The organism is Brevibacillus fluminis (assembly GCF_052072235.1).
GTDB lineage: Bacteria > Bacillota > Bacilli > Brevibacillales > Brevibacillaceae > Brevibacillus_D > Brevibacillus_D fluminis_A.
In genome coordinates, this window is sequence record NZ_CM125436.1 from 3520378 (window position 1) to 3533420 (window position 13043).

At 52.5% G+C, this 13043-nt stretch carries 12 protein-coding genes; 4 read left to right on the forward strand and 8 right to left on the reverse strand.

Annotated features, from left to right (window positions below; all coding sequences use genetic code 11):
- Positions 1-14 precede the first annotated feature (14 nt).
- A complete protein-coding gene (locus ACTID9_RS17510; RefSeq protein ID WP_441066011.1) occupies positions 15-254 on the forward strand; it encodes a hypothetical protein in 240 nt (79 codons plus the stop codon).
- A gap of 58 nt (positions 255-312) precedes the next feature.
- Here the strand turns inward: ACTID9_RS17510 and ACTID9_RS17515 are convergent, their stop codons facing one another.
- The 6 genes from ACTID9_RS17515 to ACTID9_RS17540 form a co-directional block, all read right to left on the reverse strand.
- Positions 313-1332 carry an anion permease gene (locus ACTID9_RS17515; RefSeq protein ID WP_441066013.1) on the reverse strand — a complete coding sequence of 340 codons (1020 nt, stop codon included), beginning with the start codon at positions 1330-1332 and terminating at the stop codon, positions 313-315.
- Positions 1325-1942, reverse strand: coding sequence for a DUF47 domain-containing protein (locus ACTID9_RS17520; RefSeq protein WP_441066014.1), 618 nt, complete (start codon positions 1940-1942; stop codon positions 1325-1327). Before ACTID9_RS17520 ends, ACTID9_RS17515 begins: the two co-directional genes overlap by 8 nt.
- Before the next feature lie 263 nt (positions 1943-2205).
- Entirely contained in the window at positions 2206-2685 is a 480-nt protein-coding gene (locus ACTID9_RS17525; protein WP_441066016.1) for a GGDEF domain-containing protein, read from the reverse strand.
- A 279-nt stretch (positions 2686-2964) separates the two neighbouring features.
- Entirely contained in the window at positions 2965-4683 is a 1719-nt protein-coding gene (locus ACTID9_RS17530; protein ID WP_441066018.1) for a response regulator, read from the reverse strand.
- Entirely contained in the window at positions 4670-7723 is a 3054-nt protein-coding gene (locus ACTID9_RS17535) for an ATP-binding protein (protein WP_441066020.1), read from the reverse strand. Before ACTID9_RS17535 ends, ACTID9_RS17530 begins: the two co-directional genes overlap by 14 nt.
- A gap of 15 nt (positions 7724-7738) precedes the next feature.
- Positions 7739-8122, reverse strand: coding sequence for a response regulator (locus tag ACTID9_RS17540; protein ID WP_441066022.1), 384 nt, complete (start codon positions 8120-8122; stop codon positions 7739-7741).
- 361 nt (positions 8123-8483) lie between these two features.
- Here ACTID9_RS17540 and ACTID9_RS17545 point away from each other — a divergent pair, with 361 nt between their 5' ends.
- The gene (locus ACTID9_RS17545; RefSeq protein ID WP_441066024.1) at positions 8484-9830 is read left to right on the forward strand and encodes an APC family permease; all 1347 of its coding nucleotides are present in this window, start codon (positions 8484-8486) and stop codon (positions 9828-9830) included.
- 50 nt (positions 9831-9880) lie between these two features.
- Here ACTID9_RS17545 and ACTID9_RS17550 read toward each other — a convergent pair whose 3' ends face one another.
- Positions 9881-10138: a DUF2573 family protein gene (locus tag ACTID9_RS17550; RefSeq protein ID WP_441066026.1), complete on the reverse strand. Its 258-nt coding sequence runs from the start codon at positions 10136-10138 to the stop codon at positions 9881-9883.
- Between the two features lie 140 nt (positions 10139-10278).
- Here ACTID9_RS17550 and ACTID9_RS17555 point away from each other — a divergent pair, with 140 nt between their 5' ends.
- On the forward strand, positions 10279-11352 hold the full coding sequence (locus ACTID9_RS17555) for a type III polyketide synthase (protein ID WP_441066028.1): 1074 nt from the start codon (positions 10279-10281) through the stop codon (positions 11350-11352).
- 1 nt (position 11353) lies between these two features.
- Positions 11354-11860, forward strand: a complete 507-nt coding sequence (locus ACTID9_RS17560; RefSeq protein ID WP_441066030.1) for an isoprenylcysteine carboxyl methyltransferase family protein — start codon at positions 11354-11356, stop codon at positions 11858-11860.
- 53 nt (positions 11861-11913) lie between these two features.
- Here ACTID9_RS17560 and ACTID9_RS17565 read toward each other — a convergent pair whose 3' ends face one another.
- Positions 11914-13026, reverse strand: coding sequence for an aminopeptidase (locus tag ACTID9_RS17565; protein WP_441066032.1), 1113 nt, complete (start codon positions 13024-13026; stop codon positions 11914-11916).
- Positions 13027-13043: the final 17 nt, after the last annotated feature.

Here is a 13043-nt window from a genome sequence, read left to right on the forward strand (position 1 = left end):
AAGGGTGTGATTGTATGGAATCCGACTTGCTTCAGCAATACCTTTCGCGACCAGTCACGGTCTATTTCGCTCCACATATGATCACCTCACCTGATGATGAGGCGGAAGAAGGACAGCTGCTTTCGTATGATGCAACCGGCATTTTGTTAAAACAGACGAACGATTCGATTCTGTTTATTCCGATCGACTGCATCCGGTCGGTGAGCATTCGGCCCCATCCTTCATTCTGGCAACGACTTACGGGCGCTGTGTAAAAACAGGCAAACGAAAAACGTGCACCCGCCACGATGGGCAGGTACACGTTTTTGGTTTTTACAAAAATACGTCATAGACGATAAAACAGGCAGCTGCAAGCAATGCCGTACATGGCAGCGTAATGACCCATGTCACGACGATGCGGCCGGCTACTCCCCATTTGACGGCGGAGAACTTTTGCGATGCCCCTACCCCCAAAATCGAGGAGGTAATGACGTGCGTCGTGCTGACCGGCAGCTTCAGGGCCGTAAAGATCGTGATGATCAATGCGGAGGACACGTCAGCAGAAAATCCGCTGATCGGCGTCATTTTCATGATTTTGCCACCCATGGTTTTGATGATGCGCCAGCCGCCGACAGAGGTACCGAACGCCATCGCCAGTGCCGCCGAAAATTTTACCCACAGCGGAATTTCGATATTGCCGCCCGGAGCATCCAGGAAGCCGCCGGAAGCCATGGCAAAAGCGATGATCCCCATCGTCTTTTGGGCATCGTTGGCACCGTGGCTGAAAGACTGCCAGGATGCGGACAGCACTTGCAAAATGCGGAAGTTTTTGTTTGTTTTGTGGTATGGAGCATTGGCAACCAATGCAGACACGATTTTAATCATAATGAAGCCGACGACAAACGCAACGATTGGCGACACGATCAATGCTTGTACAATGCTGATAAAACCAGCGGCATTGATGGCACCAAATCCGGCAGCTCCGACAACCGCGCCAGCCACCCCGCCGATGAGCGCATGGGAGGAAGAACTCGGAATCCCGAACCACCACGTGATCAAATTCCACAGAATCGCGGAAGTCAGTGCGGCAAGGACGATCACCAAACCGTTTTGCAGCTTGAACGGGTCCGCAATGCTGCCTCCGATCGTTTTGGCCACACCGGTATAGGTCAGCGCGCCGATCAAGTTAAAACAGGCAGCCATGATGATCGCAAGACGCGGACTGATCGCCCGGGTGGAAACGGAGGTGGCAATCGCATTGGCCGTATCATGAAAGCCGTTGATAAAGTCAAAGCTCAAGGCCATCAGTACGACCAGGATCATAATCACCAAATCAGGCGAAACACTATGCATTCTTCAGCACGATCCCTTCTACCAGGTTGGAAACATCCTCGGCAAAGTCAGCACAGTCCTCCAGTTTGTCGTAAATCTCTTTTAATTTAATCGCTTCAATCGGGTCCTGGCCAGGAGCGTTCAAGAGCTGCGAGACCATTTTCCGATAATTTCGATCCGATTCGTGTTCCAGTTCCTTGATTTCGCGCGCGATGCCGGTGACAACCGCATGGTCCAGCTTGCGCAGGGTGCGGGTCAGCTCGATCAGCTTGGCTGTGCATTTCGCGAGAATGTTGGCCTGCGCCAAAAGACCTGGATCAATTTGCTTTACCTGATACAAGAACATCCGGTCAGCAACCCCGTCGATCAAATCAAGTACCGTATCAAGCGTGTGGGCCAAGGAGTGAATATCCTCACGCTCCAACGGGGTAATGAAAGTGGAGTTCAGCTCGTTCATGATTTTGCGAACAAGTGCGTCTCCTTCTTTTTCGACCTCTTTGATCGCCGCTACTTTGGCTTCCACCTCTTGATAGTTGCCGACCATTTCACTGAACAGGTGTGTACCCTTGTGTACAATGGCAGCGAGCTGCTCAAAGTGATCGAAAAAGTTGTGCTTCTTGGAATTAAACATACCACACACTCCTTATGAATAATTGCGCCTTTACGATTATAACCAAACAACGTGTTAAGGTAAATTTAATTTCGCCTGATAATATGTATTGATTTTGTTAACGTTTTGTAAAGTTTACGTAAATGTTAACGTTTTCCCAGTGACAAATTTTATTTTTTGTGTTCACCTCCGTTAGTCTTCACCATTTCACGTAAAAAACTACGGTTTTTCCAAATAAAAAACGCACGATCTGCCAGAAACTTGGACAGAAACCATGCGCTTTTTCAGGAGCCCGCTACCATGCAGTTTTTCGTTTTTTTCGCCTCATACATCAGTTTGTCCGCGCGAAGCGCCAGTTCATCGCTGGTCAACGCGTGAACGGGGAAGGTGGCAATTCCGATGCTTGCCGTCACGCCGTTCATTTCACGAGCGATATTCGCTCTGAGCCGCTCGCCTACCAAGAGCGACTGCTGCGTATCGGTATGCGGAAGCAGGATGACAAATTCTTCGCCACCCCAGCGTCCGACCTCATCGTGATTGCGCACGGTTTCTTGCAAAACGCGGGCGAAATGGCACAACAGCCTGTCCCCCGCCAGATGACCGTGCGTATCATTGTATTTTTTGAAATCATCCAGATCGAGAAACATGAGTGTGACCGGATAATCATATCGTTCAGCCCGCTCAATCTCTTTGTCGAGCATATCCAGGAAACGGCGGTGGGAAAGCATGCCGGTCAATGAATCGCGATATGCCATCCGTTGCATGATTTCGAACCTTCGCCCAAGCAAATAGCCGCATACAAGATGAACGACCAGCATGAGGAGAAACAAAGCGAACATGGTTCTCCCGGAAGAGAGCCACGCGGCAATGATCCAAAAGAGGCTCAGGAGCAACCCGACTATCGATCCTATCCAGCGATATACCATTTGCCCACGACCCTTCTGGCAACCGATCTGCGATCGTCTGATAGTTCTACTATAGCGAGAGAATTTGCCCAATTCAATATCCCGATTCTCTTTTCCAGCAGATTCCCGAGTAGGTTCTCACGGTATTTCCAAGAGTCTTTTGGCACGTATTTCCAGTTCGACAAGGGAGAACGGCTTGGACATATAGTCGTCTGCTCCCAGCATCAGCCCGCGGATCACATCGTCTTCATGCTTGCGTCCGGACAGCATCAGCACCTTCACTTTTTGCAGATGGGGCAGCTGTTTCATCTGTTCGAGCAAATGATAGCCGTCCATCTTGGGCATGATGCCGTCCAGTACGCACAAGTCAACGACATGGTTGCGCAGCACGTCCAAAGCGGTTTCGCCATCGGAGGCTTCGATGATGTCAAGAGGCAAATGTCGCAGACGCGATGCCACCATGGAGCGGATGATCGCGTCATCGTCAGCCAGCAGGACGCATTTGCGCCGCTTCCCTTGACGGTCCTCTGCATCTTCGGTTGAAAGCGGGTGTGTGCCGTCGCATAGCACCACTTGATTCCGCCCTTGCTCTTTCGCCCGGTACATCGCCTCATCCGCATGCCTGATCCATTCGTCAGCGCTCCATTCCGGCTGCCATTGCGCAGCTCCGGCCGAAAACGTGATGGAAAAGCTTTCACCTTCAAGGGTTGCCACCGGTTCCTGCCTGATGATGCCAAGCAGCTCTTCGAGAATCGCCTGCGCATCCTCCCCCGTCGTGTCGGGGAACAAAATGACAAACTCCTCCCCGCCAAAGCGCGCCAGCAAATCGGTGGAACGAATCCGGCCGTTCAGCGTGTGGGTCAGCCCCTGCAAAACAAGGTCGCCGACATGATGGCCGTACGTGTCATTCACCCGCTTGAAATGGTCCACATCGATGAAAGCAAGGGACAAGACGCCCTCATTTCGCCGAACCCGCTCCAATTCCATCGACAGCTGGTTGTCAAAGTAGCGCCGATTGTACACGCCTGTAAGCGGATCAAGAAACGCCATCTGCTCGTAGTGCCGCGTTCGCATCAGCAGTTTGTTGATCCGCGCCTCCAGCTCCTCGTAGTGAAACGGCTTTGTCACATAATCGTCAGCACCCAGGCGGAAACAGCGGATTTTGTCCTCCAGCTCCTCTTTCCCCGACAGCACGATCAGCGGGAGCCACTTCAGCGTAGGCGACTCCTTCAAAAACTCGAACAGCTCGTAGCCGGAGTTCGGATGCATCAACAGATCGAGAATGATCAGGTCGTATTCCTGCTGCCACAAGAGCGCTTTGGCGCTCTCCACCCCGTTGGCCTCGGCGATTTCGTAATGATCGAGCGACAGCCGACGCATCAAATAGGAGCGCAGCACATCATCGTCATCGATCAAAAGAATGCGCCCGTGCTTGAAGCCATTCGAAGCCGGCGCCTTCGCCTGGTTTTCGTCCAGTTCCATTTCCTTTCGGCTGATGTCGTATTCCATCGACAAGCCCAAAATCAGCTGGCTGCTCCTTTTGATGAATTGGTCCGCTTGCTTGCGGATGAATTGCCGCTCTTCATCCGAGTCACGCTGGGTCCATTCCCATACATGCACAAGCGCTTCCGCCGCCAGGCCAATCCGTTCGTACCCGAACATCGGCGCGCTTCCTTTTAATGTGTGAACGATCCGGTAAATTCCCAACGCGCTTTCCATATCCTCGGTCTGCTCAAACGTCCGCGCCAATCGCTCCAATTCATGCAATTGCTTTTTCAACTCGCTGACGAACAGCCGCTTCCCTTCCACCAGCAGCGTTTCCTTGTTTTTTTTCTGGGCTTGATTAATCCGGCTCATCTACCTTTTTCACATCCACTTCAATGATATCTTCCTTCACTTTCAGATCAGCCACGTGAATGCCTTGCTCCATCAGCGACATGGTGATGGCGGCCTCGTTTTGGAACGGAAAAATCAGATGCGGCTTGGGCTGATTTTGCTTGAGCAAATGCATGACGACCTGCAGCAGCCATTCGACCGCAAACGGTTTTTTCACGTATTTGGCTTTTTCCGTTTCATGGTAGCCGACAGGGGGCTCCAACACCGTTGTTACGATGACAGGTGTCGAGTGGTAGTCGGGATGCCGGTTTAACTTGGCGATAAAGTCCCAGCCAGATTGGGCCCCTTCCAACTGAATGTCCACGATGCACAAAAGCGGCTGCCCCTGTTCACTCTCAAGCGCCATCGCCGCTTCTTCCGCAGATTTCATCAAAATGATCGGCAGCTCGAGCTTTTCAATCGTTTCGTACATCAGCCTGGCGAGCGAATCATCGTCCTCCAGGATTAAAATCTTCCCGCCGATGCTGCGCGGTATGTACTCTTTAAGCTCAATCGTGAAGATGCTGCCTTGTTCCGGACCCGGACGAAACCTGATCTTGCCTTTATGCACGTCCAAAATCTCTTTCACGATCGCAAGCCCTAATCCGGTGCCGCCGATTTGACGCCGGTCGGAATTGTCGACGCGGAAAAACTTCGTAAACAGCTTGTCCATGGAATCCGCAGGGATGCCCAAGCCGTAATCCTGGATCTCAAGCAAAAGCTGTCCTTCTCCCCGGCGAAGCCGGATGTCGATGCAATCGGCTGCTGGCGAGTATTTCAACGCATTGCTCACCAGGTTATGCAGCACCTGTGTGAGCCGGTCGTGGTCCGCATACACGTAAGCAGGTCCGTCCGGCAGCTCGAGATGGATCGCATGGCTTTGCTTGCCGCGCCACTGCTCAGCTACTTCCTCTACCACCATCCGCAGATCGACGGGGGCGAAATGATACACTTGCCGTCCCGATTCCATGCGCTGCAAATCGAGAAAATCATTGATCAGCGTGGAGAGCCGGTTCGCTTCCTTAAAGATGGTTTGCATGTATTTTTTTTGTTTATCCGCCTGCACGTCACGATTCAGCAAGATTTCCATAAAACCCAAAATCGTAGCGAGCGGCGTCCGCAATTCGTGGGAAACGATGCTGACGAACTCGTTTTTCAGCTCATCGATTTTTTCTTCTTCCGTCCTGTCGCGGATGACGAACAGAAACCCCTTATCCATGCCCGCTTGCTCCAGCGTAACGGGTCGGCCGTACACTTCGAAATGGCGCGGAGCATCCGATTCTTTGCGCAGCATGAAACGTTCGTTGACGAAGTCGGTTGCTTCGTGCAAAAGCAGTTCGATCACCTCGCAAAGCGTCCCCGATTCACGCGAAAGCTTGGTATCAAGCTGCCTGCACAGATCGAGCAGCTGCTTGTCCACCATATCTTTTCGGCCAAAATTCGCCCGCATCTGCCGGCTTGCGAACACCACTTCTCCGCGCTGATTGCACAGCAGGATTCCTTCGCGAGTCGACTCCAAAATGCTTGTGATCAAATTGCGCTGGACGGAAATGGCGTGCTTTTCTTGCAAAACTTCCGCATGCAGGTCGGTCAAGGCAATCGCCTGCTTTTTCCGCTCCTCGTTGATCAGCTGTGCGTAAAAGGCCAGGGAAAACTGCTTGATGAGGTCATGCGCGATCCGCTGCTGCTTTTCGTCTCGCAGGTCAGTCCCGTAGGTGGTCAGCAAGAGAAAGCCCATCGCTTCCTGTTTGTCATTGAGCAAGGGAAAATATTGATCGACTGCGGACGTGTAGCCGTTGTGCAGCCCTTGTTCGCCTGGCGAGAGCGTTCGCCTGGTGGAAATGGGGCGTTTTTCTGCGAATACGCGGGATGCGGGCCCATAAAGTTCCCGCTCCAGACGCGGATATTGGTTCTGGGGATAACCGATGGAATAAATGATCTGGCAGCCGCTGTCGTCGGGATCGTGTCTGACGACGATCGCTGCGTCTTGTCGGGTGGCATCGAGCAACGCGGGCACCGCGTTTTCCAAAAACACGGGCAAATCTGTGTAGCCGCTAAGCTTGCCCAGGTAGGAGGAGAGCGTTGCAAGCTCATTTTCGCGCTCGGTCAGCTTTTCCAGCGTTTCATGCTGCTCAACCTGCTGTGCGAGGATCTCTTCATTTTGCGCTTCAAGCATATCGCGCTGATAGAGCAATTCCTTGTTCGTCTGCTCCAGATCATCCCGCCGCTGGGTGAGCGCGGTGGTCATCGCATTGATGCCTTGCTGTAGACGACCGAGTTCGTCTTCGCGTTTCAGTTCATCCAAAAAAACGTACTCTCCGCCGGCGATCCGGCGCACGGTCTCTTCTATTTTCAAAACAGGTGCCAGCACCCATTTGCGCGTATAGCCGATGAGCAGCCAGCCGGTGGCGGCAGACCCGATCAGCATGATGATCGGAATGAACACAAGCCCCTGGTCAAACGTTTTTTTCTCCGCCAAAACATCGCTGACTTCCTTGGTGTAAATCCCCGTCAACAGGTTGAGGTCTTTGATCATCTGGTTGTAGATGACGGTGCGCTTTTCGGTAATCGCTTTCTCTTCGGCTGCTGTCTGTGTATGTTCCTGCTTGGCTTTGGCACTGTCCTGCATCAGGAGGGCATACTGCTGCCACTGTGTGAGCAGCTTGGCGGCAAGCGCAGCCTTTTCTTTCTTCGACGGATCGCTTGCCAGGGTGGCGTTCATTTCCTTGAACATTTCATCCATCGTCGCCTGTTCTTTTTGATAATCCGCCAGTTTGTCGCGATTATCGAGAACGACATACGCCCGGAATGCAATCACGGTTTGCTGGAACTGCTCGCTCACGTTTTGCATGTCCGTCTTTTCCTGCATTTTTTGCTCCATCTTCCGATCGATGCTGGTAAACTTCTGATTGATCAGCTGACTGGCCACAATCACGAACACAGCCAGAATCAAAATCGAGCCAAAGATGAAACCGGACATGCGATTGGCGATGCTGGGCTGTTTTTTCCAAAAAAACGTCATGGGCGGCTCCTCTCTCTAGCTCTCGACAGGCTCCAGCAATTCAGCAATCACATCGAGAAGCTGCAACGGGCTGAACGGCTTGACCATGTAGCGGCTCACACCCACATCACGCGCCCGCTCGCGGTCTTTTTCCTGCGCTTTCGCGGTCAGCAGAATGACAGGCGTATGCTGGTTCGGATTTTCCATTCCGCGCAGCCATTCACACACTTCAATGCCGGTTAATTCAGGCATCATATAATCAAGGATAATCAGATCGAACCGCTTCGCTTTCAACTGATCAAGCGCTTCCTGTCCATCGGCTGCTTCCTGCACCTCATAGCCTTCATCTGCAAGTGTTTCTGTAAGCAAGAAGCGCAGCGCCCCCTCATCGTCTGCAATCAAAATTGTAGCTGTTTTCATCCCGCTCTCCCCATCCGTTCTCTCTCAACTCGCGATTTCTCTCATTTTTTGCGCAAAAACAAGAAACGCGCTGCATCGACACTCCAGTGCGTTTCCATGTTCTTCATCTCATTATTATAGCGCGATACGTGTCATAAAACTACGAGTTTTGTCACGATTTCGCGGATTTCTCCAGGCTGTTTTCATGCAAATTTGCATAATGATGCACCAATGCATGATCATTTTTCATTCAACTGAACCGATAGAATCGAAAAACGGCTCGATTGTAAAGCGCTTACATACCACTTTTGCAAATGTGTGAATTGGCACAATTTTTGCTAATTGTTTGAGCGAATGTTGTTTATCGAAAGGGGATCGATTTATGAAAGAAAAAGAAACGACTTCACTGAAGCGCTCGCTCAAACTATCCCACGTCGTGATCCTCGGTCTCGGCTATATGACCCCGATGACTGTCTTCGACACGTTTGGAATCGTCTCCACGGAGACCGGCGGCCATGTCCCGACAGCGTATTTGCTCGCATTGGTGGCCATGCTCTTCACCGCTTCCAGCTACGGCAAAATGGTCAAGGAGTTTCCTGTCGCCGGTTCTGCGTACTCGTATACCCGCAAAACGATCAATCCGCATGTCGGCTTTCTCGTCGGATGGCTTGCCATGCTCGACTACCTGTTTCTCCCCATGATCAATGTTCTTTTGACAAAAATTTACGGTTCCGCCGCCTTTCCTGACGTGCCGGGCTGGATGTGGATTGTCGGCGCAACGCTGATCTTGACCATCATCAATATTTTGGGCGCGAACACGACGGCCAACTTCAATTCGCTGCTCGTCCTTTTCCAGGTATGTGTGACCGGTATTTTCGTGATTCTCGCTTATCGTGCGATTTCCGGCGGTCTCGGCACCGGCCACGTTGTCACCGCTGCCCCATTCGTATCGCCAACCATGTCGTTTGCCACGTTGATGACAGGCGCATCCATCCTCTGTTTCTCGTTCCTCGGGTTTGATGCCGTTTCAACCTATACCGAGGAAGCCATTGAACCAAAGAAAACGATACCGCGCGGCATTTTTCTGACTGCGTTGATCGGCGGCCTCATTTTCATCACCGCTTCTTATTTTGGCACCGCTGCTTTCCCTGATGTTTCGATCTTCAACGATCCGGAAGCGCCATCGCCGGAGATTGCCGCTGCATTGGGCGGAGCGTTCTTCAAAGCGCTGTTCCTCGCAGGCGCTTTGGTCGGAACGGTTGCTTCTGGCCTCGCTTCCCATACGAGTGCCTCGCGCCTTTTGTATGCCATGGGTCGCGAGCATGTGCTGCCTGGCAAGCTGTTCGGCTATGTCTCGCCTCGCTTCCGCACTCCTGTCATCAACATTATCGTCATCGGGATCTTTTGCTTGAGCGCGCTTGTGCTGGAGCTTGAGCAGGCGATTTCCTTCATCAACTTTGGCGCATTGACCGCTTTTACCTTCGTCAATTTGAGCGTGATCGCCCATTTCATCATCCGCAAAAAAATGCGTGGAGCGAAGGCGATGTTTCGCTACCTTCTCTCTCCATTGATCGGTGCCAGCTTTGTCGGCTACCTGTGGTACAACCTCGACCTGCACTCGATTACGCTCGGTCTGATCTGGGCGGCGATCGGCATCTTGTACCTCGTCATCTCGACCAAAGGCTTCAAGGCAAAACCGCCGGAGATCGACTTCGAGGAAGCCGTGTAAAAGCGAAAGCCCCTTTCGCCAGAATGTTTTCTGGGAGAGGGGCTCTTTTCTTACCTGTTGTTTTTTTCCTGGTTCCACTGCTTGATCTGTTCGACGATCTCGCGGATTTTCGCTTTCGCTTCCTGATGTGCAGGCTCGCTCCCCCAATGCTGGACCAATGGCGGCATCGCCTTTTGCATGTGGGTGTAGAGGGCCCAGACTTTCACCATTTCCACCCGTTCTTCCGTCGCCTCGCCTGTAAGAAGCTCCGTAAATTTATGCAGCAGCTCATCAACTTCGGGTACAAGCAATGGTTTGGATTCGTTCATGATCTCCCATCCTTTTCCTCATCTTCTCTTTCCTATCATACTATATCCGCGCTTTCGGTGCTTACGCCACACCCCGATGAATGGGAGCGGCCCATTTGGGAAAAAGTAGAAACCAGTACGTACGATGAGGAGTGTCGCCTATGCCTCATATTATCAGCGTGGGAACTGCCGTGCCAATCCACGAAGTCTCGATGGAAGCGTCCATGGCGGTATCGCGCAGCTTATTTGCAGACGCCTTTCCCGATATTGACCGTCTCCTTTCGGTCTTTGCGCACAGCAACATTCGCAAGCGCTATTTTTCGGCTCCGCTCGAATGGCTGACCGAGGATCACCCGTTTGCCGAAAAAAACAAGCTGTTTATCGAAGTCGCCTGCTCGCTTGGCATGGATGCCATCAACCGCTGCCTTTCCCGCGCTTCTCTGTCGGTCCGCGAGATCGATTGCCTGATTTTCAATACGAGCACAGGGCTTTCCACGCCCAGCATGGATGCCCGCCTCGTCAACCGGTTGGGACTCAGGCAGGATGTCACGCGCATCCCGATTTGGGGACTCGGCTGCGCGGGTGGAGCTACCGGCTTGTCGCGTGCCTTTGATTATGTACGGGCGTACCCGGACGCCGTGGCCGCGCTTGTCTGTGTCGAGCTGTGCGGTCTTACGTTTATCAAGCAGGACGTCTCGAAAAGCAATCTTGTCGCAACCTCGCTGTTTGGCGATGGGGCGGGAGCGGTGCTTGTGGCGGGGGATGCGTTTGTTGCGAAACACGGCCTGCAGGATACGCCGCGCTTCCTCTCGCGAAAAACATGTACCTGGTACGACTCGCTCGACGTCATGGGCTGGGATGTCACCGACGCCGGACTGAAAGTCATCTTCTCGCAAGACATACCGACGCTCGTCAAAAAACGGATGCGGAGCAATGTGGACGACTTCCTCTCCGAACAGCAAATGACGCGCGCGCAAATCGACCATTTTATTTTGCACCCCGGCGGACCAAAAGTCATCAGCGCCTATCAACAGGCGCTCGAGATCGGGCATGAGCAAACCCGGCATGCGGAAGAAATCCTGGCGGAATATGGGAACATGTCCTCGCCGACCGTTTTGTTCGTGTTGGAAAAAAGCTTGCAGACGCCCTGGCGCAAACGGGAGATCGGCTTGCTTGGCGCATTGGGGCCCGGCTTCAGCTCGGAGTTGATTTTGCTCGAACAAGGAGGGGCCTGACATGTCGCTTTTTTTCTTTACCGTCTTCCTGGCCATCATTGCGCAGCGCCTCGCTGAGCTGCGACTGGCGCGCCGCAATGCCCGCCTGCTGAAGGCGCTTGGCGGCGTTGAAGTCGGAAGCGAGCATTACAAGTACGTCGTCTATTTGCACGTCATGTTTTTTGTCTGCCTGCTGACAGAAGCCTCGCTGCGGCACCATGGCATCAGCTCATGGCAATGGTTCTGCTTCCTGCTGTTTCTGGTAGCCCAGCTGGGCCGTTACTGGTGCATCAAAAGCCTGGGCATGTTCTGGAATACGCGCATTTTGATTCTGCCGGGGGCGAGGCCGGTGCGTAAAGGACCCTACCGCTATCTGCGCCACCCGAACTACTGGATCGTCGGATTCGAGCTTTTGCTTCTTCCGCTCGTCTTTTCGGCCTACGTGACCGCCATCACCTTTCCTCTGCTGCATCTGGTTTTTTTGCTGCGCTACCGACTTCCTGTGGAGGAGGAGCACGTCTATCGCTGAGGGAACGAAAAAAAACAAATCCCCTTTCCGGTCAGAAAGGGGATGTTTCGCATTTACTTGAGGTTTTCCGGATTGAGGCACTCCAGCTCTGGTACCACAAAACGGCCGTCTTTGCGGATCAAACGATCGTCAAACCAAATTTCGCCGCCTCCCCATTCCGGACGCTGAATCATGACCATGTCCCAGTGAATGGAGGATTTGTTGCCGTTGTAGGCCTCATCATAGCATTGGCCTGGGGTAAAGTGGAAGCTGCCATCGATTTTTTCGTCGAACAAAATGTCTTTCATCGGATTTTTGATGTACGGGTTGACCCCGATTGCGAATTCGCCGACATAGCGCGCGCCTTCATCCGTATCCAGCACGTTGTTCAAGCGGACGGTATCGTTGGCGGTCGCTTCGATGATTTTGCCGTCCTTGAAAGTCAGCTTGACGTTTTCGTACGTAAAGCCTTGGTAAGGGGTAGGCGCGTTGAATGAAATCACGCCATTGACCGAATCTTTCACCGGCGCGGTGTATACTTCCCCGTCCGGAATGTTTGCATCGCCCGCACATTTGATCGCAGGGATGTCTTTGATGGAGAAAGACAGATCGGTACCCGGTCCGACGAGTCTCACTTTATCCGTTTTGTTCATCAGCTCGACCAACGAGTCCATCGCCGCAGACATTTTGCTGTAATCCATCGTGCACACATCGAAATAAAAATCTTCAAATGCCGCCGTGCTCATGCTCGCCAGTTGCGCCATGGACGGGTTCGGATAGCGCAGCACGACCCATTTGGTTTCCGGCACGCGAATATCCATCACAGGGCGTTGCAGCAGGCGGGAGTACAGGGACAGATTTTCATCCGACACATCGGAAAGCTCATTGATATTGTCACCGCTGCGTATGCCGATGAAGCAATCCATCTTTTTCATGAATGCGACTTCCGACTCGCTCATCAAGCCCAGCTGTGTTTCGTTGATGCCCAGCAAAAGCTCGCGGTTGATTTGCGGATCAATCAGCTGTACGAACGGATTGCCGCCAGCCTCATACACTTTGCGGATCAGCGCCTTTACCAGTTCGGATACGTTGCCGATCGCATTGATTAAAACGTTTTCACCTGGTTGCACTCTTGTCGAATAATTTACCAACACATCTGCCAATTTATCTAAACGCGCGTCTCTCATGCTACATCTTCCTCTCC